Source organism: Microbacterium sp. C5A9, assembly GCF_022627955.1.
Lineage (GTDB): Bacteria > Actinomycetota > Actinomycetes > Actinomycetales > Microbacteriaceae > Microbacterium.
Genome location: NZ_JABXGD010000005.1, coordinates 119,046 through 144,035, shown reverse-complemented (window position 1 = coordinate 144,035; position 24,990 = coordinate 119,046). Strand labels below are relative to the sequence as shown.

At 70.3% G+C, this 24,990-nt stretch carries 25 protein-coding genes and 1 pseudogene; 12 read left to right on the top strand and 14 right to left on the bottom strand.

Translation table 11 applies throughout. The features are described from left to right. Nucleotides 1-3 precede the first annotated feature (3 nt). From HWD99_RS10950 to HWD99_RS10935, 4 genes are all read left to right on the top strand, one after another. Nucleotides 4-792 (top strand): ABC transporter ATP-binding protein, encoded by a 789-nt coding sequence (locus HWD99_RS10950; protein WP_241796281.1) that lies wholly within the window; start codon nucleotides 4-6, stop codon nucleotides 790-792. Then, nucleotides 789-2,435 carry an ABC transporter ATP-binding protein gene (locus HWD99_RS10945; protein WP_241796280.1) on the top strand — a complete coding sequence of 549 codons (1,647 nt, stop codon included), beginning with the start codon at nucleotides 789-791 and terminating at the stop codon, nucleotides 2,433-2,435. The genes HWD99_RS10950 and HWD99_RS10945 overlap by 4 nt, the downstream gene beginning before the upstream one ends. Continuing rightward, entirely contained in the window at nucleotides 2,428-4,164 is a 1,737-nt protein-coding gene (locus HWD99_RS10940) for an ABC transporter ATP-binding protein (protein ID WP_241796279.1), read from the top strand. The genes HWD99_RS10945 and HWD99_RS10940 overlap by 8 nt, the downstream gene beginning before the upstream one ends. 74 nt (nucleotides 4,165-4,238) lie before the next feature. Beyond that, a complete protein-coding gene (locus HWD99_RS10935; protein ID WP_241796278.1) occupies nucleotides 4,239-5,432 on the top strand; it encodes a low temperature requirement protein A in 1,194 nt (397 codons plus the stop codon). Between the two features lie 27 nt (nucleotides 5,433-5,459). On the opposite strand, the pseudogene HWD99_RS10930 reads toward HWD99_RS10935, so the two are convergent. Then, nucleotides 5,460-5,535 (bottom strand): annotated as a pseudogene (locus HWD99_RS10930). A gap of 135 nt (nucleotides 5,536-5,670) precedes the next feature. Here HWD99_RS10930 and HWD99_RS10925 point away from each other — a divergent pair. After that, on the top strand, nucleotides 5,671-6,606 hold the full coding sequence (locus HWD99_RS10925; protein WP_241796277.1) for a hypothetical protein: 936 nt from the start codon (nucleotides 5,671-5,673) through the stop codon (nucleotides 6,604-6,606). Here the strand turns inward: HWD99_RS10925 and HWD99_RS10920 are convergent. Then, complete coding sequence (locus HWD99_RS10920) at nucleotides 6,595-7,581, bottom strand: YafY family protein (RefSeq protein ID WP_241796276.1); 987 nt, start codon at nucleotides 7,579-7,581, stop codon at nucleotides 6,595-6,597. The two genes, HWD99_RS10925 and HWD99_RS10920, sit on opposite strands and share 12 nt — an antisense overlap. Before the next feature lie 61 nt (nucleotides 7,582-7,642). Between HWD99_RS10920 and HWD99_RS10915 the strand changes: the two genes are divergently transcribed. Both HWD99_RS10915 and HWD99_RS10910 read left to right on the top strand, forming a co-directional pair. Further along, on the top strand, nucleotides 7,643-8,701 hold the full coding sequence (locus tag HWD99_RS10915; RefSeq protein ID WP_241796275.1) for an ATP-binding cassette domain-containing protein: 1,059 nt from the start codon (nucleotides 7,643-7,645) through the stop codon (nucleotides 8,699-8,701). Continuing rightward, on the top strand, nucleotides 8,698-9,492 hold the full coding sequence (locus tag HWD99_RS10910) for an ABC transporter permease (protein WP_241796274.1): 795 nt from the start codon (nucleotides 8,698-8,700) through the stop codon (nucleotides 9,490-9,492). Before HWD99_RS10915 ends, HWD99_RS10910 begins: the two co-directional genes overlap by 4 nt. A gap of 68 nt (nucleotides 9,493-9,560) precedes the next feature. Here HWD99_RS10910 and HWD99_RS10905 read toward each other — a convergent pair whose 3' ends face one another. Together HWD99_RS10905 and HWD99_RS10900 are read right to left on the bottom strand one after the other, a co-directional pair. Beyond that, entirely contained in the window at nucleotides 9,561-10,559 is a 999-nt protein-coding gene (locus tag HWD99_RS10905) for an NADP-dependent oxidoreductase (protein WP_241796273.1), read from the bottom strand. Nucleotides 10,560-10,589: 30 nt separating this feature from the next. Beyond that, nucleotides 10,590-11,303, bottom strand: a complete 714-nt coding sequence (locus HWD99_RS10900; protein WP_241796272.1) for an SDR family oxidoreductase — start codon at nucleotides 11,301-11,303, stop codon at nucleotides 10,590-10,592. Between the two features lie 109 nt (nucleotides 11,304-11,412). Here HWD99_RS10900 and HWD99_RS10895 point away from each other — a divergent pair, with 109 nt between their 5' ends. Next, nucleotides 11,413-12,015 (top strand): TetR/AcrR family transcriptional regulator, encoded by a 603-nt coding sequence (locus HWD99_RS10895; RefSeq protein ID WP_241796271.1) that lies wholly within the window; start codon nucleotides 11,413-11,415, stop codon nucleotides 12,013-12,015. 19 nt (nucleotides 12,016-12,034) lie between these two features. Here the strand turns inward: HWD99_RS10895 and HWD99_RS10890 are convergent, their stop codons facing one another. The 5 genes from HWD99_RS10890 to HWD99_RS10870 all read right to left on the bottom strand — a co-directional run bounded on the left by HWD99_RS10890 (nucleotide 12,035) and on the right by HWD99_RS10870 (nucleotide 18,046). Then, nucleotides 12,035-13,423 carry a DUF6716 putative glycosyltransferase gene (locus tag HWD99_RS10890; protein WP_241796270.1) on the bottom strand — a complete coding sequence of 463 codons (1,389 nt, stop codon included), beginning with the start codon at nucleotides 13,421-13,423 and terminating at the stop codon, nucleotides 12,035-12,037. A 26-nt stretch (nucleotides 13,424-13,449) separates the two neighbouring features. Further along, nucleotides 13,450-14,322: an N-acetylneuraminate synthase family protein gene (locus HWD99_RS10885; RefSeq protein ID WP_241796269.1), complete on the bottom strand. Its 873-nt coding sequence runs from the start codon at nucleotides 14,320-14,322 to the stop codon at nucleotides 13,450-13,452. A gap of 85 nt (nucleotides 14,323-14,407) precedes the next feature. Then, nucleotides 14,408-15,676 carry an acylneuraminate cytidylyltransferase gene (locus HWD99_RS10880; protein WP_241796268.1) on the bottom strand — a complete coding sequence of 423 codons (1,269 nt, stop codon included), beginning with the start codon at nucleotides 15,674-15,676 and terminating at the stop codon, nucleotides 14,408-14,410. A 4-nt stretch (nucleotides 15,677-15,680) separates the two neighbouring features. Further along, nucleotides 15,681-17,039, bottom strand: coding sequence for an alpha-2,8-polysialyltransferase family protein (locus HWD99_RS10875; protein ID WP_241796267.1), 1,359 nt, complete (start codon nucleotides 17,037-17,039; stop codon nucleotides 15,681-15,683). Further along, nucleotides 17,036-18,046 carry a glycosyltransferase family 2 protein gene (locus HWD99_RS10870; protein ID WP_241796266.1) on the bottom strand — a complete coding sequence of 337 codons (1,011 nt, stop codon included), beginning with the start codon at nucleotides 18,044-18,046 and terminating at the stop codon, nucleotides 17,036-17,038. Before HWD99_RS10870 ends, HWD99_RS10875 begins: the two co-directional genes overlap by 4 nt. 155 nt (nucleotides 18,047-18,201) lie before the next feature. Between HWD99_RS10870 and HWD99_RS10865 the strand changes: the two genes are divergently transcribed. Beyond that, nucleotides 18,202-19,095, top strand: a complete 894-nt coding sequence (locus HWD99_RS10865) for a hypothetical protein (RefSeq protein WP_241796265.1) — start codon at nucleotides 18,202-18,204, stop codon at nucleotides 19,093-19,095. A 49-nt stretch (nucleotides 19,096-19,144) separates the two neighbouring features. Continuing rightward, nucleotides 19,145-19,462 carry a DUF4229 domain-containing protein gene (locus tag HWD99_RS10860; protein WP_241796264.1) on the top strand — a complete coding sequence of 106 codons (318 nt, stop codon included), beginning with the start codon at nucleotides 19,145-19,147 and terminating at the stop codon, nucleotides 19,460-19,462. Between the two features lie 58 nt (nucleotides 19,463-19,520). Here HWD99_RS10860 and HWD99_RS10855 read toward each other — a convergent pair whose 3' ends face one another. Genes HWD99_RS10855 through HWD99_RS10840 form a run of 4 tightly spaced genes read right to left on the bottom strand, consistent with a single transcriptional unit; the run spans nucleotide 19,521 to nucleotide 21,902 of the window. Next, nucleotides 19,521-20,498, bottom strand: a complete 978-nt coding sequence (locus HWD99_RS10855) for a 1,4-dihydroxy-2-naphthoate polyprenyltransferase (protein ID WP_308220715.1) — start codon at nucleotides 20,496-20,498, stop codon at nucleotides 19,521-19,523. A gap of 49 nt (nucleotides 20,499-20,547) precedes the next feature. Beyond that, on the bottom strand, nucleotides 20,548-21,192 hold the full coding sequence (locus tag HWD99_RS10850) for a dihydrofolate reductase family protein (protein ID WP_241796263.1): 645 nt from the start codon (nucleotides 21,190-21,192) through the stop codon (nucleotides 20,548-20,550). Nucleotides 21,193-21,223: 31 nt separating this feature from the next. Beyond that, nucleotides 21,224-21,514, bottom strand: a complete 291-nt coding sequence (locus HWD99_RS10845) for a DUF4287 domain-containing protein (RefSeq protein ID WP_241796262.1) — start codon at nucleotides 21,512-21,514, stop codon at nucleotides 21,224-21,226. A gap of 25 nt (nucleotides 21,515-21,539) precedes the next feature. Continuing rightward, a complete protein-coding gene (locus HWD99_RS10840; RefSeq protein WP_241796261.1) occupies nucleotides 21,540-21,902 on the bottom strand; it encodes a cupin domain-containing protein in 363 nt (120 codons plus the stop codon). Nucleotides 21,903-21,947: 45 nt separating this feature from the next. Between HWD99_RS10840 and HWD99_RS10835 the strand changes: the two genes are divergently transcribed. After that, complete coding sequence (locus HWD99_RS10835; RefSeq protein WP_241796260.1) at nucleotides 21,948-22,991, top strand: DUF5937 family protein; 1,044 nt, start codon at nucleotides 21,948-21,950, stop codon at nucleotides 22,989-22,991. A gap of 18 nt (nucleotides 22,992-23,009) precedes the next feature. On the opposite strand, the gene HWD99_RS10830 is transcribed toward HWD99_RS10835, so the two are convergent. After that, the gene (locus tag HWD99_RS10830) at nucleotides 23,010-23,468 is read right to left on the bottom strand and encodes an Lrp/AsnC family transcriptional regulator (RefSeq protein WP_241796259.1); all 459 of its coding nucleotides are present in this window, start codon (nucleotides 23,466-23,468) and stop codon (nucleotides 23,010-23,012) included. Between the two features lie 72 nt (nucleotides 23,469-23,540). Between HWD99_RS10830 and HWD99_RS10825 the strand changes: the two genes are divergently transcribed. Next, complete coding sequence (locus HWD99_RS10825) at nucleotides 23,541-24,980, top strand: DUF6421 family protein (protein ID WP_241796258.1); 1,440 nt, start codon at nucleotides 23,541-23,543, stop codon at nucleotides 24,978-24,980. Nucleotides 24,981-24,990 lie beyond the last annotated feature (10 nt).

The window sequence follows — 24,990 nt, the reverse complement described above, 5'->3', positions numbered from 1 at the left end:
TCGATGACCACCTCGCTGCTGGCCCGCGACATCACCCTGGGCTACGGAGACACCCCGATCGTCTCGCACCTGTCGCTGGAGGTGCCGGACGACTCGTTCACGATCATCATCGGCCCCAACGCCTGCGGCAAGTCGACTCTCCTCCGCGGCTTCGCCCGTCTGCTGCGCCCGAGCACCGGCACCGTGCTGCTCGACGGCGCGGAGCTGCGCACTCTCAAGCCGAAGGAAGCCGCGCGCAGGCTCGGGCTCCTCCCCCAGTCGTCGATCGCCCCGGACGGCATCACAGTGGCCGATCTCGTCGGCCGCGGTAGGTTCCCGCACCAGAGCGCGATGCGCACCTGGAGCAGCGCCGACGAGCGCGCGGTATCGGAGGCGATGGCCGCCACCGGTGTCACCGACCTCTCGCGCCGGCTGGTCGACGAGCTCTCGGGCGGTCAGCGGCAGCGCGTCTGGGTGGCGATGGCCCTGGCCCAGCAGACCAGGCACCTGCTGCTCGACGAGCCGACGACCTTCCTCGACATCGCGCACCAGATCGACCTGATGGAGCTGTTCGCCGACCTGCATCGCAGCGGAACCACGCTGGTCGCCGTCCTGCACGACCTCAACCACGCCGCGCGCTATGCGACGCACCTCGTGGCGATGCGCGACGGGGAGATCGTCGCGCAGGGGGATCCCCGCGAGATCATCACGGCGGAGCTCGTCGAGGCCGTGTACGACCTGCCGTGCCGGGTGATCACCGATCCCGTGTCCGGCACCCCGCTCGTGCTGCCGCTCGGACGGCGGACGCCGTGACGACCACCCCTCGACGGCTCTTCGCGCTGGCTCTCACCTCGCAGGGCCGCGGGCTGACGCTGGCGGCGGCCACGACGCTGCTCGTGGTGCACTCGCTCGCCGAAGCCGCGATCCCGATCATCATCGGCGCCACGATCGACCGCGCCGTGCTCCCCTCGGACACCGCCGCTCTGGCGCTCTGGATCGGCATCCTGGTCGGCACCTTCCTCGTGCTCACCGCGAGCTATCAGGCGGCCTCGCGGCTGATGGTCGGCGTCTACGGGTACGGCGAGCAGGCGCTGCGCCACCTCACGCTGTCGAGGATGCTGCGCCCACGCCTCTCGCGACGATCGGTCACCCCGGGGGAAGCCCTCACCTACGTGACGTCCGACACGTACCGCATCGCGGGCGTCGCGTGGTCGGTCGCGCAGCAGTGCGCCACGATCGCGGCGATCGTCGGCGCGGCGCTCGCGATGCTCGTGATCTCGCCGATCGCGACGCTCGTGGTCTTCGCCTCGACGATCGCGATGATGGTCGTGATGCGGATCGTCTCCCGGCCGCTCGAGCGGCGAGGATACGCCGAGCAGCACGCGGCGACCGAGGCGGGTGCCGTGGCCGCCGACTTCATGTCGGGGTTCCGGGTGCTCGTCGGCATCGGCGCCCGCGAGGAGGCGGTGCGACGCTACGTCGCCGCGAGCGACACCAGCCGCATCGCCGCGACGGCGGCCGGCCGATCGCTCGCGGCCTACGAGGCCGTGAGCGCGACCCTCGCCGCGGTGGCCACGACGGCGCTCGCGGGGCTGTCGGCCTGGTTCGCCGCCGAGGGGCAGATCAGCATCGGCGAGCTGGTGACCGTGCTGGGCCTCGCGCAGTTCCTCAGCGGCTCGCTGGCGTACGCCGGGTCGTTCCCCTCGAACTGGATCCACAAGGTCGCCTCGGCGAAGCGACTCGCCGGCATGATCAACGCCGACGACCTCCTGCACGCCCCCTCGGCGCCGACGCCCGAGTCCGCTTGCCGCCCCGCGGGCGACGTCGCTCTGACCTTCCTCCCCGACCCCCACGAGTCGTCGCGGATCGACGTGCGGACGGGCGAGCTGCTCGGCATCCGGCCCGCCGACAGCGACGCGGCTCGTGCGCTCTCGCGTCTTCTGGGCATGCGGATGCCGCCTGGCCGCGGCAGGGTGTCGATCGCGATCGACGGCGCCCTCCACGACCTGAGCGATCTGGATGCCGCGGGCTACCGCCGCCGCGTCGTGGCCCTGCCGCACCGCCACACCATCGTGAGCGGCACGATGCGCGAGGCCGTGCGCGGCCCCGGTGCCGCGACGGCGCCGACGCCGGAGCTCGTCGACGCGGCGTCCCTGCACGACACCGTCATCGCGGTGGGCGGGTGGGACGCGCAGGTCGGCGAAGCGGGCCGGCGCCTCTCCGGCGGGCAGCGGCAGCGCATCGGCATCGCGCGCGGCCTGCACACCGAGGCCGACATCCTGGTGCTCGACGAACCGACCTCCGCGGTGGACGCGATCACCGAGGCGCACATCGCTCGTGCGCTCGGCCGGCTCGACAGGACGACCGTGGTGATCAGCACCTCCCCCGCCCTGCTCGGGGCATGCGACCGCGTCATCGATCTCGCAGACGACCGATCGGAGACCCGTGATGAGTGAGACCTCGACACCTCTGCTGCCCATCGCGACGGGCGCGAGGGTGCGCGCCGTCATCGGGATGCTGGTGCGCCGCCACCGTGCGCGTACCGTCGGCGTCGCGGTGCTGTTCCTCGTGGCATCCGCTCTCGGCGTCGTGCTCCCCGCCTGCCTCGGTCGGATCGTCGATGCCGTCTCGACCGACGCGGGGTTCGCCGTGATCGCGGGCTGGGTGGCTGGAGCCGGAGCCGGAGCTATCGGCGCGGCAGTCGTGATGCTGTGGGCGGCTCGCGTGCTGACCGGGCTCGTGCAGGATGTGCTCGCCGATCTGCGGGAGGACGTGTTCTCCTCGGCGATGCGCCTGCCGGTGAGCACGGTCGATGACGGCGAGACAGCCGATCTGCTCTCCCGCGTCACGGGCGACGTCGACGCGGTCGCCGAGGCCGGCGGCAACGTCGTGCCCGTGCTGCTGTCGGCCGGCTTCGCGATCGGCGTCTCGGTGATCGCGCTGACCGCTATCGACCCGTGGCTCGCGCTCGCGGGCGTGGCATCGGCACCGCTCTACGTGCTCGGCACCCGGGCCTTCCTCCGCCGCTCCCGGGCCGTGTTCCGCGAGGTGCGGGTGCGCGAGGCCGCGCGCAGCCAGGCGGTGCTCGAGGCCGTCGAGGGCATCGAAACGCTCACCGCACTGAACGAGCAGGACCACGCCCTCGAACGGGTCAGGGTGCGGGCCGAGCAGTCCATCCGGATGCAGATCGAGGGCGTGCGGGTGCGCAACCGGCTGTTCCGCTGGATCAACGGCGGCGAACTGGTCGGCCTCGGGGCGATCCTCGTCACCGGCTTCCTGCTGCACGCGAACGGTGCGATCAGCGTGGGGATGGTCACGGCGGCCGCGCTCGTGTTCCACCGCCTGTTCGATCCGGTCGGGCAGCTGATCTTCGGGCTCGACGACATCCAGCGGGCGGCGATCGGCCTCGCGCGTCTCGTGGGCGTGATCGACATGACCCCGGAGCAGAGACCGACGGCATCCGGGGCTGCACGCCCGACCGGCGACCGTGAGGCGGTCGCCGTGGATCTGCAGGATGTCGGCTACCGGTACCCGACGACCGGACGGGGCATCAGCGATGTCACGCTGCGGGTGGAGCCGGGCACGACCGCCGCGCTCGTCGGGTCTTCCGGATCGGGCAAGAGCACGCTCGCCCGGGTCATCGCCGGACACCATCCGCCGTCGTCCGGCCGCGTCGCCTTCACCCCCGAGACGACCGCTCCCTACTACGTGTCGCAGGAGCTGCATCAGTTCCGCGGGTCGATCGCCGACAATCTGCGCCTCGTCGCGCCCGATGCGAGCGACGACGAGATGGTCGCCGTGCTCGTCGCGGTGGGAGCCGACTGGGCGGTCGGATCCCTGACATCCGTCGCCCTCGACGATCCGCTCGACGAGGGCCGCATCCAGCAGCTCGCCATCGCCCGGGCACTGCTCGCCGACCCTGCGGTGGTGATTCTCGACGAGGCGACGGCGGATGTCGGACTGCACCACCGCGATGCGGTCGAGGCAGCGATCGGCGTGCTGCGCCGGAACCGCACGACGGTGCTGATCGCGCATCGTCTCGACCCCGTGTCGACCGCCGAGCAGATCGTCGTCTTCGACGACGGGCGAGTGGCGCAACGCGGCACGCACGACGATCTGCTCGCGAGCGAAGGGCTGTACCGCAGCTTCTGGCTCGCCCAGAGATCGACGGCCGGGTTTCGGTGACCGTCCCCCCGGGCGGACGCGCGCGCTTCTGAACGCGTGCATCGAGGTCTCCTCAGCGATGCCAGGATGGTCGCATGGCATTCGGGATGACCCGTGACGTGCTGCGCCCCACGAACTCTCCGCGCGCGGACCGAGTGACCTATGTCGAGCTGTTCTTCGACCTCCTGTTCGTCCTCGCGCTGACGCAGCTGTCTGCCTACCTCTATGAGAACCAGACGCCGCTGGGGGCCTTCGAAGGCGTCATCATGGTGTGCGCACTGTGGTGGGCGTGGGTGTCGACCACCTGGGTCACCAACTGGCTCGACCCCGTGAAGCTCCCCGTGCGCGGGGCGGTGATCGCGCTGGCCTTCGTGGCGCTCGTGATGAGCGTCTCGATCGCCGAGGCTTTCGGTGATCGCGCGTGGGCGTTCGCGATCGCCTACGTCGTGCTCCAGGTCGGGCGCACGGTCTTCATCGTGTGGGCGACAGCCCGTCACGACCGGCGGGCGGCCCGCGACTTCTCGCTCATCCTGTGCTGGACGGTCGCCGGTGGCGCGTTGTGGATCGTCGGCGCACTGCTGCCCCTCGGATGGCAGCTGCCGCTGTGGACCGCAGCCCTGGCACTCGAGCTGCTGGGCACCGTTCTCGGTTTTCCGGTCCCCGGGCGAGGGAAGGTTCAGCTGCGCTCCTGGGATCTCTCCGGTCCGCACATCGCCGAGCGCACGTCTCTCTTCGTTCTCATCGCGATCGGCGAAGGCCTGCTGGTCACCGGCTTCGCGTTCGTCGACAAGGAATCGTCCGTCGCATCCATCGCGGCGATGTCGACGGCGTTCGTGGCTGCAGCGGCGGCCTGGTGGATCTACTTCGATCACGGCGAACGCGTCGGCGCCGAGGCGATCGAGGCGTCAGAGGAACCGGCCCGGCTCGCCCGCACCGCCTATACGTGGGTGCATCTTCCGATCATCGCCGGCATCGTCCTCATGAGCGTGGGCGACAAGGAGATGCTCGCTCTTCCCGACCAGAGCGGCCTCGCGGCGACGATCGTGATCGTCGGCGCACCGATCCTCTTCCTCACCGGCACCGCGCTGTTCCGTCGCGTGCTCGAGGGGCGCTGGGTGCGTGCTCAGCTCGCCGGTCTGGCGGCTCTCGTCCTGCTCGCCGGTGCCGGGCTCGCGGGCTTCGCCGTCAACGCCCTCACGCTGTCGATCACGACCGCCGTGGTTCTCGTCGGAGTCGCCGCCGGCGAGACCGTCGAGCGACTGCATCGCGGTCGCCGCTCCGGAGGGTGAACGCGAACGACGTGGACGCGGACAGAGTGGACGCGACGGCGGGAGTCGAACCCGCAACGCCGTCAGATATGAGCTGAGGCCCGGGACCGCCCGGATCGCCGCGATGGGGATGACGTTACCTCGCGCCGTACCGGAACACCAGGATCGTTGCGGGGATTGACAGAGTGAGTCCGCGCGTGACGCGAGACGTCACGCCGCGTCATCCGGCTCCGTCCGCGCTGCGGTGTACGGTCGCCTCATGGCAGGCGCAGACTCCCCCGCGACGACCGGACAGAAGACCCACCGCTACCTGCGTCTCTCCCTGGTGCTGATCGTGTTCACGCTTCTCGTCAGCGTCGCACTGCAGAGCATCGTCGTCACGTGGGAGCCGCTCATCGTCGGCTGGCACCCGCTCTCCTCGATCAGCCATGCGTTCTACACCCCGGCGCGCGACATCTTCGTCGGAGCGCTGATCGCGGCATCCGTCGTGCTCCTCGCCCTCTCCGGGCGCAGCAGGGCGACGACCCTCCTCGATGTGTGCGCGGTGTTCGCGCCTCTCATCGCGATCGTGCCGACGGGTCTCGCCGACTCCCGCGCGGTCGGTCACCTCACCTGCCCTGTCCTGACGGACTGCCTCCCGTCGGAGAGCATCGGAACCGCCAAGGCAGGGATCGCCGTCTACGCGATCGCGGTCGTCGCCGTGACGGTGACGATGGCGATGATCCGACGCCGCACCCGAACGCCGAATCGCTCCGCGCGCCTGGTGTCGATCATCGCCATCGTCACCACCGTCATCGTCGTGGCTCTCGCCTTCTGGCCCGCGCTGAACGAGAACTTCCCGTTCAACTTCTGGCCGGTGCACAGCATCCACTTCGCGGTGACCCTGGTGTTCTTCGGGGTGTTCGCCGCAGTGCCGATCCTCTACGCCGGCGGCCCGCTCGAACCCGGAGAGACCCCGCCCACCCCACGCCAGCGTTCGATCTACCGCTGGATCGCCGGGCTGCTGATCGCCGACCTCCTGCTGCTCGTGGCGGCTCTGCTCTTTCGCCAGGCCTTCGGCGAGACCCCTGTCGTGCTCGTCGGCGAGGCCGTGGCGCTGATCCTGTTCGCCGCGTTCTGGTGGGTGCAGACCTTCCAGCGGTGGGACGACGCGGACCCGCCCTCGATCATCGCGCGCCGATCGCTACCCGCGTGAACCGGGGGCCGGTGCCTCGAGAGCCCGCAGCAGCCGCTGCACCGCCTCCCTGAGTTCCGCGCGATACGGTTCGGGGAAGCTCGTCGTGTATTCGACGCCCTCAGGAATCCAGAGCAGCGCGTACATCGCCTCCCGCCAGTCCGACCCGCCGAACGGCCACCGGGTGCGGTCCTCGCCCTCTGCCGTCGCTCCCTCGGACCACGGGCCGAACACGGCCTCCATGGTCGACAGCGGCAGGTCCATCACGGCGTCCGCCTCGATCTTCTGCGGAGTCCACGACGCGGCGATGAGCACCCGCTCCTCGATCTCCTCCTCGGTGATCTCCCGACGGGTGAACAGCACCCGCGTGTGCTCGACCGACACGATGCGGTCGACGCGGAAGGTCCGCCAGTCGTCGCGATCGAGGTCCCAGCACAGCAGGAACCACTTGCGCCCTGAGGGCGCGAGGGCATGCGGTTCGACCCGGCGGATGCTCTCGGCACCCGCCCCGTCGACGTACCGCATGCGCAGTCGCTCGTGATCGCGCGTCGCCATCGCGATCTCGCCCAGCACCGCGGGTGAGACGACCGGCCCGTCACCGATCCGCGGCGGCTGCACGGAGGCGGCGAGCGCATTCACCCGCTGGCGCAGCGCCGACGGGAGCACCTGCTCGAGCTTCGCGAGGGCGGTCAGAGTGACCTCCGCGCCTCCGACGAGCTGCTGTGTCGCCGCGACGCGCAGGCCGATCGCCATCGTGACGGCCTCGTCGTCGGTGAGCAGCAGCGGCGGCACCGCGCTGCCGGCTTCGAGGCGGTAGCCGCCGGCCGCTCCCGGCGTCGACTCGACCCGGTACCCGAGCTCGCGGAGCCGGTCGACGTCGCGGCGCACGGTGCGTTCGGTGACCCCGAGGCGCCCCGCGAGCTCGGTGCCGGGCCAGTGCCGGTGCGTCTGCAGCAGGTTGAGCAGTGCGAGAGCGCGTGAGGTGGTGTCGGACATGATGTCAGATTGCCAGATATCGCGGACAGGATCTGTCCTGGTTCGTTTCTACTCTCGAGTCATGTCGAACGAATCCATCATCGAAACAGAAGGCCTGACCAAGGTCTTCACCGTCAAGAAGACGCCGGTCCCTGCAGTCACCGACCTCTCCTTCACCGCGGTCCGCGGCGAGCTCGTCGCGTTCCTCGGCCCGAACGGCGCGGGCAAGTCCACGAGCCTGCGGATGCTGACGACACTGATCCCTCCGACGTCGGGCACCGCCCGGGTGGTCGGCCACGACATCCATGCGGATGCCGCCGGGGTGCGCGCCCGCATCGGCTACGTCGGCCAGCTCACGAGCGGAAGCTTCTCCCAGCGTGTGCGCGACGAGCTGCTCAGTCAGGGGGCGTTCTACGGCATGAGCCGGCGCGACAGCATCCGCAGAGCCGACGAGCTGATCGAATCGCTCGATCTCGGGTCGTTCTCGACGCGGACGGTGCAGCAGCTCAGCGGCGGGCAGAAGCGCCGGCTCGACATCGCGCTCGGGCTCATGCACGCTCCGCCGCTGATCTTCCTCGACGAGCCCTCGACCGGACTCGACCCGCAGAGCCGAGCGAATCTCTGGGAGCACATCCTCGACCTCCGCACGCAGCACGGCACGACGGTCTTCCTCACCACCCACTACCTCGAGGAGGCCGATCGCTATGCCGAGCGCGTCATGGTCATGGACAGAGGCCGCATCATCGCGGACGATGACGCGGCCTCGCTCAAGGCGACACTCGCCGGCGACGTGCTCACCTTCGGCTTCGCGAGCGAGGCGGATGCCGCGTCCGCGCGGGCCGTCGTGGCCCGCGTGAGCTCGGTCGACGTCGCACTCGACGGCGACGCGGTGTCGCTGGCCGCGCCAGACGGCGATCAGCTGCTGCCGGTGATCGTCCGCGAACTGGACTCCGCCGGCATCCTCGTGCGTCGAGCGACCGGCGTGCCGCCCACGCTCGACGACGTCTTCCTCGCGCTCACCGGCCGCACGCTGCGCGAGGCGGGCGAAGGCAGCACCGACGCATCCGATGGCGATGCATCCGACACCGATGCCGACGCCGCCAGCGGCGCTGCGGCCGACAAGACAGGAGTCCTCTCATGACCACCACCGCCCTTCCCCACACCGACACCCTCGTGCGCCCCAATCTCGCGCGCGACACCAAGAACGTGCTGACCCGTGAGCTCAAGCCCGTGCTGCGCGATCCGTTCACGCTGATCTTCAGCCTGCTGCAGCCGCTCGTCTTCCTGGGTCTGTTCGCGCCGTTGCTGATCGGCGGTTCCGGTCAGCCCGCCGGCGAGACGCTGGCCTGGTTCGTGCCCGGCGTGCTCGTGATGATCGTGCTGTTCGGCACCGGGGCGACCGGCTCGAACCTGCAGTACGAGATGATGACCGGCTCGCATGAGCGCACCCTGGTCGCTCCTCTCGCCCGCTCGTCGCTGCTGGTCGGACGCGCCCTCAAGGAGATCGCCCCGATCGTGGTCCAGGCGCTCGTGATCGTGCTGATCGCCTGGCCCTTCGGGTTCGCGATCAACGTACCGGGGCTGCTCATCGGCCTCGCGCTGCTCGCGGTGTTCGGGGTCGGGCTCGGCTCACTCTCATACTCGCTGGCACTCGCGACGAAGGACAGGGAATGGCTGTTCTGGGGAGTGCAGCAGTCGCTGATCTTCCCGCTGCTGATCCTCTCGGGCATGCTGCTTCCGCTCGACGACGGCCCCGCCTGGATGCGCGCCGTCGCGTCGGTCAACCCGGTCAACTGGGTCGTGCAGGCCGAGCGGGCGCTGTTCGCGGGCGACCTGGGCGATCCGACCGTGCTGTGGGGCTGGATCTCGGCTCTGGCCGTCGCGGTGATCGGCCTCGTGGTCGGCGTCAGGGCGATCCGCCGCAGCAGCTGACACCGACGGGACTCCGGCTCCGCGCTTCCTCGCCCGATCGGGCGGGAGGCGCGGAGCCGGCGCGGCGTTCATTCCTCGAGCGTGGCCACGATCTTTCCTCGACCGCCGCCGGCTGCGAGATCGGCGAGGGCCGCCGGGATCTCCTCGAACGGGTAGGTCTTCGTGACGACGGGCGTGATCACGCCGTCGTCGACCAGCGTCGCGAGGCGACTCAGCTGGCGGCCGTCGGCCCGCATGAACAGGAACTCGTACGTGACCCCGAGGCGCGACGCCTGGCGCCGGATCTTTCGGCTCAGCGCGGCGATCGCGAGGCGCACGACGGCGTTCAGCCCCGCGCGCTTCGCGAACGCGGGGTCGGGCGGTCCCGAGATGCCGATGGCCAGACCCCCCGGTCTCAGCACCCGCAGCGACCTTTCGAGGTTCTCGCCGCCGAGGCTGTCGAGCACGAGGTCGTAGTCCGAGAGCACCTCTTCGAAATCCTCGGTGCGATGGTCGATCACGACATCGGCACCCAGGCGGCGGACGAAATCGGCATTCGCGGCGCTCGCGGTCGTGGCCACGGTGGCTCCGAGATGCTTCGCGAGCTGGATGGCGATCGAGCCGACACCGCCCGCGCCCGCGTGGATCAGCACCTTCTGGCCGGGCTCGACCCGCCCCCGCTCGACCAGCGCCTGCCAGGCCGTGAGCCCCACGAGCGGCAGGGAGGCGGCCTCCGCCGCGGTGATGCGCGTCGGGACGAGAGCGAGATCCGATTCGGCGACGGCGATGCGCTCGGCGAACGCCCCCATGCGCCGCTGATCCGGCCGGGCGAACACCCGGTCTCCGGGTCGGAAGGACTCGACGAGTCCGCCGACGCGGATCACGGTGCCGGCGACGTCGTTGCCGAGCACGACCGGCAGGTCGTACGGCAGGATCCGCGCGAACTCCCCCGCGCGGATCTTCTCGTCGAGCTGGTTGAGGCCCACCGCCTCCACCCGGATCAGGACGTCTCGGTCACCGACCTCCGGCTCGGCCGTCTCCCGCAGTTCCAGCGGTTGCGTGTACTTCGTGAGCACGAATGCGCGCATGGTCGTTCTCCTTGCTTCTCAGGGCAGCGGTCAGACGGCCGAGGCGCGCAGCTGCGGATAGACCGCATCGAGCGGTGCACTCAGCGCGGCCTTGAGCTGCACCGAGGTCGCGTCGGCGAGCACCTCGTATTCGTCCCGTTCCGTCGCGTCGAAGATGGCGCGCACGAGATCGGCGGGGTCGGTCTTGGGATCGGAGACATGCTCGGCCATCGCCGTGTCGACGTAGCCGACGTGCACACCGACGACGTGCACGCCCGCGGGAGCCAGTTCGAGACGCAGCGAGTTGGTCGCCGACCAGAGCGCCGCCTTCGTGGCGCTGTAGATGCCGCCGACCGCGAACCACGCGAGAGCCGAATGGATGTCGATGATCGCCGCTCCGTCACGACCAGACAGCAGCGGGGCATACGCGCGCGCCAGGAACAGCGGACCGAGGAAGTTGGTCTCGACGTTATGGCGGATCTCGTCGTCGGTGTGCGTGAGGATGCCCGCGGTCGGCACGGATGCGCCGGCATTGTTGATCAGCACGGTCACGTCGGGCGCCGCCTCCACGGCATCGCGGACGGACTGCGCATCGGTGACGTCGAGCGTCAACGGCACGACCCGGGCGTCGTCCCACTCCCGCGGCGTGCGGGCGCTGGCGTAGACCTTGGCAGCGCCGCGCTCGAGCGCCTGTCGGACGAACTGCGTGCCGATACCCCCGTTCGCGCCGGTGACGAGGACGACTGCTCCGTGGAGTGAAGGCATGGACCGCTCTTTCTTCTTTGCGACAATGAGGGGATGATCGCTGAGCGTGTGCACAAGCGACTCCAGTCATAACCGACTGTACTCAGTTTCTATTCCGAGGGGATTCCCGATGTCGACCCAGGCCACACCTCTCGGGCGCCGCGAGCGGAACAAGCAGCAGAAGCTCGAGAGGATCACGGCGGCCGCCGCCGAGCTCTTCGCCGCGCACGGCATCGACGACGTCACCACCCAGCAGATCGCCGAGAAGGCGGATGTCGGCACCGGAACGCTGTTCCTCTACGCCAAGACGAAGGGCGAGCTGCTGCTGCTCGTGCAGAACGCGCACTACGCCGAGGCGCTGGAGACCGGACGAGAGGCGGCCGCGGCCACGTCGGACATCGTCGACGCGATCATGTCGCTCCTCCGACCGATCATCGAGTGCAATCGCGTGCACGTCGAGAACGGCCGCACCTACCTCCGCGAGATGGTGTTCGGCAGACCGGTCGATTCGCACCACCTCGAGGCGCTCCGGATCGTCGGGGACACCGAGAGCGCCCTCAGCGGCATCCTGCTCCGCGACCCGCAGATCGACGAGCAGCGTGCGCCCGTCCTCGCCCGGATCGTGTCCGCGGCGATGTTCGTCACGATGGCGGCGAGCGTGAACGCGGAGGCGGGCATCGACGAGATCGCCGACGACGTCAGAACGCAGGTGGGCGCACTGCTCGGCCGCTGACGCTCAGCGACGCCGACGCTCAGCGTCGGATCGAGTCGTGGAACGGGTTGGGCTCGAGCGTGAAATCGGTGGCCGCATCGGCCCAGGTGCCGCCGCCCGCGGTGCGTCGCCGACGGACCGCCCCGAGGATCCTCGTCGCCGGCACGCCGAGCGTGAGGACGGCCGCGCCGCCGAGCGTGCGGTCTTCGGATCCGAGCACGCTCGCGCGGTGCCACGCCTCGTGCATGGCTCCGCCGCGCGCGGCGGGCACGCGTCGCACCGGCAGGGCGCCTGCCCGGCGCAGCGCCACGAGCTGTTCGACATGCCTCCACCAGGTCGATTCGGCCGCGGGATGGAAGTAGTTGTCGCGCAGCCAGTCGGGGTGCGCGTGCCGGAAGCGACCCGCCACGACCTCACTGCGTCCACCGAGCAGCCCGCTGCCGACGAACACGGTGTTGAGCAGGCTCTTGCTCACCCCGAACGAATCGAGTGCGATCACCGGAACTCCGAGAGCCACGGCCTCGACCGCCGCTGTCGAGCTGACCGTGACGAGACCCGCAGCGGTCGAGAGCGCCTGCGCCATCGAGTCGTACGAGACGACGAGGTTCTGCGGCCGCCGCACCGGCAGCAGTTCGAGATAGGGATCGCGCTCCAGGTGCGTCTCGGACTCGCCGGGCCGCGAGCGCAGCTTCACCACCACGCGGCGGTTCGGGTCGGCCTCGGCCGTGCGCACCAGCGTCGCCGCGATCTCCGCACGCTCGTCGCGGCCGACGGGCACGAGCGCCTGGGCCGCGAAGACGATGTCGGTCGCCGGGGCCCGCACCGGGCGCGGCACATCGGGGCGTTCCGCGACGAGCGTGCCCGCCGGGCGGCCGGCGTCTGCGGCGAGCACGCGCGCACGGTCGGCCTGGAGCATCCGAGACCTCGACCGCGCGAACGGGAGGGTCGCGAGCGCGGTCGGCACGCGCACTCCGATGCGGCTTCCGAGTTCGGTGAACGCACGCTCCTCCCGATGCGAGTGCACGACGAGCAGGTCGGCGTGCCTGCGATAGTCCAGCGCACCGCGCTGGGCGGGGATCGCCATGCCGGGCAGCCCCGCCACGACGACGGGTCGGTGGGTGAGCGCGTCGACGACCCGGCCCATCAGGCGCACGAACGGCCCGCGCCCGGCCAGCAGGACCACATCGGGTCGCTGGCCCTCGAGCCACGCCGCTGCACGCGCGAACGCGATGCGCGTGACGTTCTCGGTCGCCAACCCCGTGCCGGCGAGCGCCGTACGCTGCTGCTCGACGCTCGCGGTCAGCGGCGTCGCCACGAGCAGCAGGTGCGGGCGGATGCCGGGCACACCGCCGAGCAGCGACGCCGACCACTTCACGAACGAGTCGGCGTCGGCGATCGCGACGACCCGCAGCCCTTCCGACCTGCTCATGCCCGCACCGCTCATGCCCGACCCGGTCACGCCGAGACGCGACGCAGCTTGGCCATCGGCGCGCGCTCGCTGTCGAACACGCGCTTGACCCCGTCGCCCAGCGCCGCCTCGATCACCCGGATGTCGCGCACGAGGTGATCGAGACCGGTCGGCTCGAGCGAGGCCGCATGGTCGGAGCCCCACATGGTGCGGTCGAGGGTGATGTGACGTTCGACCGCCACGGCCCCGATCGCCACCGCCGCGAGGGAGATCTGCAGACCGCGCTCGTGCCCCGAGTAGCCGACCGGGACTCCGGGGTAGCGGTCGCGCAGCGTGGCGATGGCGCGGAGGTTCGCCTCCTCGGGCTCCAGCGGATAGGTCGACGTCGCGTGCATGAGCACGACGCGGTCGGTGCCGAGCGTGGCGAGCGCGCGGTCGATCTGCTCGATCGTCGACATGCCGGTCGAGAGGATGATCGGCTTGCCCGTCTCGCGCAGCGCGACGAGGAGCTCGGTGTCTGTGAGGCTGGCCGAGGCGACCTTGTGGGCCACCACGTTCAGGTCTTCGAGGAAGTCGACGCTCGGCACGTCCCACGGCGAGGCGAACCAGTCGAGGCCCTGCATCGTGGCGTGGTCGCCGATCGCGATGTACTCGTCGCGGCCGAACTCGACCCGGCGGCGATAGTCGAGGTAGCTCATGGTGCCCCACGGCGTCTCGCGCGGCACATCGCGCATGTGCTCGGGGGTGGAGATCTCGGGGGTGCGCTTCTGGAACTTCACGGCGTCGGCGCCCGCCTTCGCCGCGACGTCGATCAGCCGCTTGGCGATGTCGACGTCACCGTTGTGGTTCAGGCCGATCTCGGCGATGAGATAGGCGGGGTGACCGCCTCCGATGACGCGCGAGCCGATGCTGACAGTCATGATTCCTCCGGTGGTCGAAATGGCCTTCTCCCCTGGGTACGCGCCGAGTGTGAACGACGGGAGGCCTGACGGTTACCGGCGGCGGTCAGGCCGGCAACACCCGTTCGATCAGCTCGCGGACGGCCCCCTGCCCGCCGACCCGACGCAGCACGACGCGTGCCGCGTCGATCACGAGCGGATGCGCGTTGGCGACCGCGACGGGCCATCCGACGATGCGCAGGGCGGGCAGGTCGTTGACGTCGTTGCCGAGGTACGCGATCTCGGCGAGCGGGATGCCGTTCTCCGCCGCCCAGCCCCGCAGCGCCGACTCCTTGTCGTCGATGCCGTGCAGCACCGGCACGCGGAGCTTGTCGGCCCGCGCCCGCACGACCGGGTTCACCTCGGTCGACAGGATGAGCATCGGGATGCCGGCTGTGCGCAGCAGCGACACCCCCATGCCGTCCTCCCGACTGACCCGCACCCTCTCGACGCCGTCGGCATCGATGGTCGCCGTGTCGTCGGTGTGCACCCCGTCGAAGTCGGTCACGACCGCGCGCACCGGGATCCGCTCGGGCGACTCGTACAGGGCGGCGAGCGCTCGGGCCATGCGCAGCTGCTGCTCGTCGTCGATCTCGATCGCCGACCACTCGGGCACCTCGACGATGCGGACGCGCCCGAAGAAGCGGTGCTCCGCCTCGCGGAATCCGTCGGCACGGAACACGTAGAACGCACCGGTCTCGAGGAAGTGCGGTTCGCGATCCTGTCGGCGTGGGCGGTGGGCGGCGTCGTGGTTGAGCGCGACGGCGGCGCCGGCGTCGGGTGTCTCCTGGCCGGCGCGCCGCCACAGGAACCCGAAGGTCTCGGCGGCGGAGAGGACGCTGTCTGCTCGCCCCTCTGTCACCTCGGTCACGGCTTCCGACAGGGCGTCACTCGGGATGAACGGCGAGGTGGCCTGCAGGAAGGCCACGACATCGACCTGCTCCCCCGCCCGCGCGAGCTCGTCCAGCACGTGCAGGATCGCGCTCTCGGATGACGCCGTGTCGCCGGAGATCTCGGCAGGGCGCCGCACGATGCGCGCCCCGGCGGCCGCGCTCACCGCGGCGATCTCGTCGTCGTCCGTCGACACGACCACGAGGTCGATGCCGTCGGCCGCGAGCGCGCTGCGCACCGCACGCTCCACGAGAGGCACCCCGCCCACGCGCCGCACGTTCTTGCGCGGGACGCCTTTCGATCCACCCCGCGCGGGGATGATCGCGACCGTCACCGCCGCCGCTCCTGTCGACGCACTCCTGCCTGCGGGGGTCTCCGTCGCCTCGGGGGTCGTCGTCGTCTCGGGGGTCGTCGTCGCGGGGGTCATCGTCGTCTCGGGGGTCATCCCGTCACCGTCCTCTGATAGCTCGCCATGCTCTGACGAGACGCCGTCGTGCGCCGAGTGCGGTGAGCCGAAGCTCCTCGACACGGCCGATCCCGCCCGCCGGACGCAGCGCACGTCGCACCACTCTCTCGGCGGGGGCGCCGGGCAGGCGCAGCTCGGTCAGCCGCTCCGCGCTGAAGTATCGCTCGCGTTCCCCCGCGGGCAGGTCGGCGAGCAGGGCCTCTGCACGCGGACGCAGATGCCTGGCCACGGTCGGCTGCATCGCATACCCGACCGCGTCGACCAGCAGCTGCATCCGCGCGGGATCGCGGTGGGGCGAGTCGCGCCGGGTGAGCGCGTCGACGATCGTCGCCGGCACCCGGTTGCTGTTCTCATACGGCGAGAGGCGCGCGAGAACCGTGTCGGCACCCACTGCGTCGATCTCGCGACCGAACACGGTCTGCACGGTCGGGAGCGCGGTGGAGAAGCCGGCGATGACCGCGACGGCGTCGAGGCGTTCGGCGAGCATCTCGGCAGAGAGCGCGCCTCGATACTCGTGGAACGCGATCTCGTGGAACGCGGCCCGATCGCGCAGCGCGTCGGTGAGACGCGGCGGCGCCGACGGGTGCGGCTTGAAGACGATGCGCTGCGGATCGCGGGTCGCTGCCCGGTCGATCATCGCGCTCTGCAGCGCGACCTCCTCCGACTCGCTCACGAGCCCGAGCGCCGACAGGTACTGCCCGAGCACGAGCACCGTCGACCGGTCGTCGCGGTCGACGGCGCCGTCGCCGTCGGTGTCGCCCACGGCATCGGCCACCTCGCGCAGCACGGCGCCGAACAGCCCGGGTGGCACCGGCACGGGCTCGGCGTGCGGAGAGGCGACGAGCGGCACGACCCCGGGCACCACGTCGGCGTGCACGACCCGTCCGATGCGCGCGGTCACGGTGTGCGGCAGCGCGATGCGCATCGGCGAGTACGTCATCAGGCCGTCGCCGATGATCGTGATGCGCGCGTGCGGGAAGACCAGCATGAGGGTGCGCGCCGGGGCCACCTGGGGACTCTGCAGCAGGATCTCGAGGTCGTCGTCGAGGCCCCATGCGCGTGTCAGCAGGCGCCGCAGCAGGGGAAGATCGTCGGGCTCCGGTGCCCACGACCCGGGATGCCGTGGCCCGAGCAGCTCGTCGAGATCTTCGGCGCGGTCGAAGCGGGCGCGCAGGCCCGCGAGGGCGGGGTCCGCGACGATGCCGATCGAGGTCTCGGGCACACGTGACGAATGGAACGGCACCAGCAGTCGCTCGCCCCGTTCGCCCAGCAGCCCCCCGTCGAGGGCCGCGGCGGCGGTCGCGAGCCCGTAGGCGCTGTGCAGCGCGAAGAGCTGGGTCATGCGCGCGCTCCGGCCGCTCCGACGTCCGCCGAGCCCGCTCCCACCGACCGCAGCAGGGACGCCAGCACCCGGCGGCGTGGACCGTCGAGCCGCGCCAGCACCGCTCCCGTGTCACGGTCGGGCAGGCGCCCGAGAAGACCGCGGATGCCGCTGCGCATCTCGGCGCGCAGTGCCGGGGTCATGCGGCGAGCGCGCACCAGGTGGCGGGAGCTCAGGGCGAGCACCGTCCACACCGCCTTCGGCAGGAAGCGCTCCGCCTCGGCATCGGCCTCGACGATGTCGAGGACCTCGTGCATCGCCCGCACGAAGTCGAGCTGCCGCCGATCGCGCACCTGCGTGAGCGACGACGAGACTCCGCGCCGATACAGCAGCGCCGGCGCATCGACCACCGCGAACGAGCGGGCCTGCAGGTGCAGGCGCCAGATCCACGGGCGGTCCTCCGCTGTGAACAGCCCGGGTGTGAACCTGGCCAGGCCGTCGTCGAGCACCCGGCGATGCATGATCCCGGCCCAGGCGAACGGATAGTCGACCATGGTCGGCTCGTCTTCGGGGAGGATCGCGTCCCGCGGCGACGCGACGGCGTCTCGCCACGGATACGGCGCAGGCTTCAGCGCGCGCACGCCGTCGGTGACCGTCACATGGTCGGTGCGGAGGAGGTCGCAGCCGAGGTCGCCGAGTCGGCGAGCGAGCACGTCGAGGCGCCGCGGCTGCATCCAGTCGTCGCCGTCGAGAAAGCAGAACGCCTCGCCCTCGACGTGCGCGAGTCCCTGATTGCGTGCGGTCGCGAGCCCGCGAGGGGTCGTATTGGCGATGACCTCGGCGTGCGGGAACCTCTCGGCGTACCGCCGCATGAGCGTGCCGGTGTCGTCGCGCGAGCCGTCGTCGATCGCCACGAGCTTCAGTGCCGCGGGGTCGTCGAACTGGCGGGTCAGCGTCTCGAGCGTCGTGCCGATGTACGCACCCGCGTCCTTGGCAGGAAGGATGACGGTGACGAGCGGTGTGCGCACGGAACTCCCGGGGTGGACGGTCTCGGCATGGTGCCAGGCGTTCCTTGCCGATCGGGGACGCCGAGGTGAACGCGCGGTGTCTCGCACCGGTGTCTCGCACCGTGGGCTCGCGCTCCGGTTCGCGTCTCCGGTTCCGATCGGCGACGATGGGTCACATGCTGTGGCCGTTCGGAACGACGTGGCGCCCGGTGCGCCAGAGACACCGCGGCACCGTCGACCTGCGCTGGCTCAGTGCGCGCACCTGGACCCGCCGCTGGTATCCCCAGGGCGTCGACCTCGGCGAGTGGCGGGGCAGGCGCACTCTGGCCGTGAGCTGGTTCCGGCAGAAGCTCGACGGCACGCATCTCGCCTCGCGGATCGCGTTCGTCGACCTCGAACGCTCCCGGCACCTCGACGTGCTGCTCGCGATCGACGAGGACGGGATGCTGCAGCCCGCGCCGATCCACGCCGGAGGTCTGGCGTGGTTCGGCGATCGACTGTTCGTCGCTGCCACGGGGCGAGGCATCTGGGAGTTCGACCTGTCGGCGATCCGTCGGGTGCGCGGGGCCGATGCCCGCCGGGTCGCCGGACTCTCGGGGCGGGGCGTGCGCGCATCCGCTCTGGTCGCGGTGCGCACGCGCGTGCATCCCGTCGACCTGCGCTGCTCGTATCTCGGCCGGGTCTTCGACGCCGACGGCGCTCCCCTGCGGCGGGTGCTGATCGGCGAGTATCTGACGGCGGACTCCGGGAGGATCGCGGAGTTCACGGTGCCCGACACCGCCGACGGCCGCTTCGAGGAGCAGGAGCGCTTCTCTCCGGGCCTCCCCCGGATGCAGGGCGCGGTGCGCTGGGGCGAGCGCCATTTCGTGTCGCAGTCCGACCGGATGCACCCGGGAGCCCTGTGGACCGGACCCCGAGACGCCCTGGAGCGCGACCGAGTACCGCTGCCGGTCGGCTGCGAGGACCTCGCGCTCGACCTCGACGCGAAGCTGCTGTGGTCTCTCGGCGAGCATCCGTGGCATCGCGTGGTGCGCGGCATCCCGTTCAGCGCCCTCGGAATCGACCCGTAGCGATCGGGCTCTCAGCCGGAGCCTCAGACCGCGAACGTAGACTGTCCGGGTGAAGAACCGTGCGCCTTTCCTCGTCTACACCGTGCTGCGGCTGTTGGCCTTCCTCGTCCCGCTGGCCGTGCTGTGGTTCTTCTTCCCGATCTTCCGCGAGTTCTGGTGGCTGGCCGCGATCTTCGCCGCCCTCATCGGCGTGAGCATCTCGATGCTGTTCCTGCGGGCTCCTCTCGCCGACGCCTCGGCCCGTCTCGTCGAGCGTCGGGGCGGACGCAGCGAGGCCGCTCAGGCCGACGCGGATGCCGAGGACGAGGCGATCGACGGCGCCGGGCGTCCCGATTCCGACAGCGCGGGGACTTCGCCGCGCGGCTGAAGGCGAACCGCCGCGCCCGGGCCGCCCTCCCGTTCCACGACGACGTCGACCGTGGTTCTCAGCCGGCGAACGCCCAGAACAGCGCGCCCGCATACAGAAGCGCCGTGAGCGAGGTCAGCGCCAGGGCGATCACGAGCTCTTTCGCCTGACGGTAGGTCCAGACGATCAGGATCGCCGGGAGTCCGGCGAGCAGCGCCAGCAGTCCGATCCACGCGATCGGGTACAGCAGCGCCAGGAAGATCAGGATGCCGAAGGGCACGAGCACGAACAGCGTGAAGAGCACCTGCGTGGCGCGCTTGCCGATCAGAACAGTCAGGGTGCGCTTGCCGACCACGCGGTCCTGGTCGATGTCGCGCAGGTTGTTGGCGAGCAGCACGGCACAGGCGAACAGCCCTGCCGCGATGGCTCCGAGCCACGCCTGCTGCGGCAGCTCGAAGGCCTGCACCCAGGTGGTGCCGAGGGTCGCGACGAGTCCGAAGAAGATGAAGACGAAGACCTCGCCGAGGGCGTTGTACCCGTAGGGGCGCTTGCCGCCGGTGTAGAACCAGGCGGCGATGATGCAGGCCGCGCCGACCGCCAGCATCCACCACTGCTCCGTGCGGATGACGATCGCGACACCGACCGCCGCGGCGAGCGCGAAGAACACGAGCGCCGCGATGAGCACGGTGCGGGGCTTCACCCGACCCGAGGCCGTGAGGCGGGCCGGGCCGACCCGCACCGCATCGGTTCCGCGGATGCCGTCGCTGTAGTCGTTCGCAAAGTTGACACCGATCTGCAGCAGCACCGCGACCGCGAGGCAGGCGAGGGCGATGACCCAGTGGAACTCCGGACCCGTGCTGCGCGCGGCGCCGGTGCCGATCACGACCGGGGCGATCGCGAGCGGGAGCGTGCGCACTCGAGCGGCGCCGATCCAGTCGCCGACCGTGACGGGACCCGCGTCGACGACGGGTCGGTTGGCGGGGTTGCCGCCGGCGCGCCTGGCGGGGTTGCCGCTCACGCGGGCCTGGGTCTTCTTGCGCTTCGAGGATGCTGCCACGCAGGGAATCCTACTGGCCGATGCCATGTCCGCCGGCGCGCGGAGCCCTTCAGCGACGCGCGAAAGTGAGGTGCGTGACCCCGCTCTCGGCCACCTCGGAGCGGAACTCGTAGCCGTTCTCGAGGCCGCGGAGTCCGTCCCAGATGCGCTCCCCGCTGCCGAGCACGAGGGGCGCCACCGCGAGATGCACTCTGTCGACGAGTCCCGCGCGCAGGAACTGCCTCACCACGTTCACCCCTCCTCCGATGCGCACGTCGCCACCCTCGGCGGCGTCGACCGCGCGGGGCAGGATCTCCTCCGGTGCGGCATCGACGAAGTGGAACACGGTGCCGTTCTCGAACTCGATCGAGTCGCGCGGCGTGTGCGTGAGCACGAACACCGGCACCTCGAAGGGCGGAGTGTCTCCCCACCACCCGCGCCACTGCGGGTCATCCGGGTTCTGGTGCAGACCGAACATGCCCGCGCCCATGATCTCGGCGCCGATGCCCTCGAAATACGCATGCGCGTACTTCTCATCGACGCCGGTCGTACCGGCGCCCGAGTCGTCGCCCAGCACCCGACTGCGGAACGTCCGCGTCGCGGTGTAGGCGGCGACCAGACGGGGCCAGTCGTCGCCGAACGGATTCTCCGGCGTCTGGTCTGTGGTGGTCGCGAATCCGTCGAGGGAGACGTTGAGATCGACGCGAACGGCCATGTGCGCTCCTTGCCTGTTCTCAGGTCGCCGATCAGGGATTCGGGTTGCTGTCTTTGCCGTCGAGCCAGAGGGTGTCCGACGCATCGCCGTGCGCGCCGCCCTTGCCCACATGCTTGTCGCTGATCTTCGGCCCCTTCAGGATCACGTGCACCATGGCCTGGGCGTGCCCGTGGCCGAGGCTGTAGTCCTGCTTGAGCCAGTTGAGCACGACGGTCGACTTCGTGGTCTCGTCGAAACCCTGCTCTTTGGCGAGCTCGATGAACTGCCGCGGCGTGAGGCCGGTCTGGGTCTCGACCTTGTCGAGATATGCCTGGAAGGACATGGATACTCCTGTGGTGTTCGCGGAATCAGTCTTCGGAGAGGAAAGTCTGGATGATGGTGGCGGATGCGTGGATGCAGATGATCCGCAGCACTCCGTCACCGACGTTCGTGAAGCAGTGCGGCACGAACGCCGGACCGGTCGCCGTGTCTCCGGCCTCCGCGACGAAGGTGTCGTCGCCGACCGTGATCTGCGCCGTGCCCTCGAGCACGACCCAGGTCTCAGAATACGGATGCCAGTGCAGACCAGGCCCCTCACCCGGCCGATTCTCGACCGAGAAGTATGAGATGTCGGCGCCGTGCTCGGCACCGACGAACTTGCGGCTGCGTCCCGTGCCGATGCGGATGTCACCGCCTGGGACGACCCCGAGAGGAGCGGATGTGCTGTTCATGCACTCAGTCTCGACACGCTGAGCCACTCGTCCTAGAGTTTCGATGTGGATCGAAACTCAGGAGCGCTATCGCCTGGTCCGCCGGTCGAGGGCGCTGAGCACCCCGACCATCGGGTCGAGTTCCAGCTGAGCCCGGGCGACATCCAGGCGGTGAGATTCGGCATCTCCCCCGGTCACGAACTCGCGCATGCGGTGCGGGTGCTGTTGCGCCCCCAGCAGCATCCACTGCAGTGGGGCTGGCTTCGCGCCGTGCGCGACAGGATGCCCCGAGAGAGCTTCCGACTGCTCGAGGCGATCATCGGCGATGACGGCTACCTGCCCGACTTCCTCACTGCGACGCCACGGTGGGATATGACACCCGAGGCCGAGCTCGACGCGCTACGCGTCACCGCGCTCTCCCCCATGCGCGTCGACCTCGGCAAGATGGTCGCGCGCTCGACCGGTGCACGTCAGAGCGCACTGCGGGAGATGCAGGAGAGTCCCGCCCGAGCACGACAGATGATCGCGGAGGCCTGGTCGGAGGTGTGGGACGCGGCGCTCGCGCCGGTGTGGCCTCAGCTCGAACGGCTGCTGCGCGCCGACATCTCCGTGCGCGCGCGGATCATCGCGACCTCCGGGATCGCCGGGATGGCCGGCGGACTGCACCCTGCGGTGAGCTGGGGCGACGGGGCGGTGCGCGTGTCGCTCCGGCGCCACAGCGAGCAGGTGGACTGCCACGGCAGCGGACTGGTTCTCGTGCCGTCGGTGATGTCGTCGTGGGGATGCATGGTGCTCACGGAACCTCCCGCGCAACCCACCCTGTTCTACCCGGCACGCGGGGTGACGGCGGGCTGGGCGCGGGACGCGACCGCGATCTCCGATGCCCTGGGCGCTCTGCTCGGGCCCGCCCGCGCGGGGATCCTGCTCGGCGCCGGCTCCGCGCGGACGACCTCGCAGGTGGCGATGGATGCGGGGATCGCGGTGTCCACCGCATCCCACCACCTCACGGTGCTGCGCGAGGCGGGGCTCGTCTCGAGCGAGCGAGCGGGAGCCCGGATGCTGCATCTGCGCACGCCGCTCGGTGAGGCGATGGTCGGCGCTGTGCTGTGATGCGCCGTGCGGCGCGGGTCAGATCTCTTGGTCGGCCGCGATGATCGGCCGGTGCTCGTAGTAGGTCTGCAGCACGACCGTCGTGCGGGTGCTGACGTTGGCCGCGAGCCGGATGTCACGCACGAGCTCTTCGAGTGCACGAGGAGACGCGACGCGCACGAACAGCATGTAGCTGGCGTCGCCCGCGATCGAGTGGCACGCCTCGATCGCGATCAGGTGCTCCAAGAGCTCCGGCGCATTGTCGGGCTGCGCGGGATCGAGCGGGGTGATCTCGATGAACGCCGACAGCGGAGTGCCGACCAGTTCGGGGTCGAGGATCGCGCGGTAGCCCGTGATGATGCCGCGGGTCTCGAGGCGCCGCAATCGCGACTGCACGGCCGAGACCGAGAGTCCGACGGCATCGGACAGCTGAGAGAGCGTCGCCCGGCCGTCACGGGAGATCTCGGCGAGGATCGCGCGGTCGACAGAATCATCCATGGATGTAAGATTATCGTCAGGATTCCGTATATGCCGGAATCTTTCCGTCAATCTCTCCGATCGGAGGTCCCGATGTCCATCATTTCCGCCCACAGCACCGCTGTCCAGGCCATCGTCGGCGAACCCGAGGTCGTCGAGGACGCGTCGATCGCCGAGCAGAGCGCCGCGTGGGCGCAGCTCAAGGACGCCGCGATCGCGATCCGCGAGATGCAGATCAAGGACGGCTCGATCCCGGATGCGGCGCACCATGCCGCCGCCCGCGACCTCGTCGCCGCGATCACCGCCGGCATCCGCGCCCTCTCCCCCGCCTTCCCGCACGATGCCGAGTACCTCGCCGCCTCCGTGGCGGACTTCGACCGCTGGGTCGCGGAGGGCTTCGGAGTACCCGACTTCCTCGACTCGCTCCTGGCCTTCCAGCCGCAGCAGCACCGCGTCGACGGCACCCGCCACCTCGTGGTCTTCCCGATGTACACGCAGAACGGCTCGAGCGACCGCCTCGTCGAAGCGCTCATCGTCGAGACGATCTGGCCCGAGTTCATCGCCGCCCTCGAGGCGGGCGACTACGGCAACAAGCTGTTCGTCTCGCTGCGCCTGGTCGACTTCACGCCCGGGTACGACACCAACTCGGCCGTGCTGTTCCCCGAGACCGTCGCGATGCGCGAGATCCCCTCGTTCACCTGGGGTGCGATCTTCCAGGACCGCGAGGCCGCCCGCTACCGCCGCGTCACCCGCGCCGCGGCCGAGATCACGAAGCTCGATCTGCCCGAGCGCGCCGCCGCGATGCTCGACGACCAGGCGCTCACCGAGCGCGCGTTCGTGATGTGGGACATCATCCACGACCGCACGCACATGCGCGGCGATCTGCCGTTCGACCCGTTCATGATCAAGCAGCGGATGCCGTTCTTCCTCTACTCGCTCGAGGAGCTGCGGTGCGACCTGACCGCGTTCCGCGAGTCGGTGAAGATCGAACGCACGCTCGGCGCGCGCTCGGAGGCCGGTGACGCTCTGACGGCATCGGAGCAGGAGATGCTCGAGCACGCGGGCCTCGTGCAGTACGCGGTGATCTTCGACCGCATCTTCCGCTTCGCGATCACCGGGTCGCGTGTGCGCAACTACGACGGCCTCGGCGGACAGCTGCTGTTCGCGTGGCTGCACCAGCGCGGCGTGCTGCACTGGACCGACACGGCGCTCGCCTTCGACTGGGCCGCGGTGCCCGACGCGGTCGTGGCTCTCGGCGACGCGATCGACGAGCTGTACTGGCGCTCGATCGACCGCCCGAAGACGGCGCATTGGCTGGCCGCGTACGATCTCGTGCGCTCGGTCCTCACGCCCAACCCGGCCTCGCGGTGGGCCCGAGGCCTGCCCGACGAGATCCTCGCCGGCGCGCCCAAGGGATACACCGACGCGGTGCTGGACGACGAGTTCCCCCTGTCCATGTTCTTCGAAGCCCTCGACAAGAAGATGAAGCCGGTCATCGAGTCGACCGTCGGCATCCGGGGCACCGACCACTGATCCGCGCATT

Coding starts and splice junctions, on each gene's coding strand:
- HWD99_RS10840 (WP_241796261.1), bottom strand. CDS start 21,902: ATGAACAGCACATCCGCTCCTCTCGGGGTCGTCCCAGGCGGTGACATC.
- HWD99_RS10950 (WP_241796281.1), top strand. CDS start 4: ATGACCACCTCGCTGCTGGCCCGCGACATCACCCTGGGCTACGGAGAC.
- HWD99_RS10900 (WP_241796272.1), bottom strand. CDS start 11,303: ATGCCTTCACTCCACGGAGCAGTCGTCCTCGTCACCGGCGCGAACGGG.
- HWD99_RS10940 (WP_241796279.1), top strand. CDS start 2,428: ATGAGTGAGACCTCGACACCTCTGCTGCCCATCGCGACGGGCGCGAGG.
- HWD99_RS10885 (WP_241796269.1), bottom strand. CDS start 14,322: ATGACTGTCAGCATCGGCTCGCGCGTCATCGGAGGCGGTCACCCCGCC.
- HWD99_RS10830 (WP_241796259.1), bottom strand. CDS start 23,468: ATGGATGATTCTGTCGACCGCGCGATCCTCGCCGAGATCTCCCGTGAC.
- HWD99_RS10880 (WP_241796268.1), bottom strand. CDS start 15,676: ATGACCCCCGAGACGACGATGACCCCCGCGACGACGACCCCCGAGACG.
- HWD99_RS10935 (WP_241796278.1), top strand. CDS start 4,239: ATGGCATTCGGGATGACCCGTGACGTGCTGCGCCCCACGAACTCTCCG.
- HWD99_RS10825 (WP_241796258.1), top strand. CDS start 23,541: ATGTCCATCATTTCCGCCCACAGCACCGCTGTCCAGGCCATCGTCGGC.
- HWD99_RS10845 (WP_241796262.1), bottom strand. CDS start 21,514: ATGTCCTTCCAGGCATATCTCGACAAGGTCGAGACCCAGACCGGCCTC.
- HWD99_RS10920 (WP_241796276.1), bottom strand. CDS start 7,581: ATGTCCGACACCACCTCACGCGCTCTCGCACTGCTCAACCTGCTGCAG.
- HWD99_RS10875 (WP_241796267.1), bottom strand. CDS start 17,039: ATGACCCAGCTCTTCGCGCTGCACAGCGCCTACGGGCTCGCGACCGCC.
- HWD99_RS10915 (WP_241796275.1), top strand. CDS start 7,643: ATGTCGAACGAATCCATCATCGAAACAGAAGGCCTGACCAAGGTCTTC.
- HWD99_RS10890 (WP_241796270.1), bottom strand. CDS start 13,423: ATGAGCAGGTCGGAAGGGCTGCGGGTCGTCGCGATCGCCGACGCCGAC.
- HWD99_RS10925 (WP_241796277.1), top strand. CDS start 5,671: ATGGCAGGCGCAGACTCCCCCGCGACGACCGGACAGAAGACCCACCGC.
- HWD99_RS10905 (WP_241796273.1), bottom strand. CDS start 10,559: ATGCGCGCATTCGTGCTCACGAAGTACACGCAACCGCTGGAACTGCGG.
- HWD99_RS10895 (WP_241796271.1), top strand. CDS start 11,413: ATGTCGACCCAGGCCACACCTCTCGGGCGCCGCGAGCGGAACAAGCAG.
- HWD99_RS10850 (WP_241796263.1), bottom strand. CDS start 21,192: ATGGCCGTTCGCGTCGATCTCAACGTCTCCCTCGACGGATTCGCGACC.
- HWD99_RS10865 (WP_241796265.1), top strand. CDS start 18,202: ATGCTGTGGCCGTTCGGAACGACGTGGCGCCCGGTGCGCCAGAGACAC.
- HWD99_RS10910 (WP_241796274.1), top strand. CDS start 8,698: ATGACCACCACCGCCCTTCCCCACACCGACACCCTCGTGCGCCCCAAT.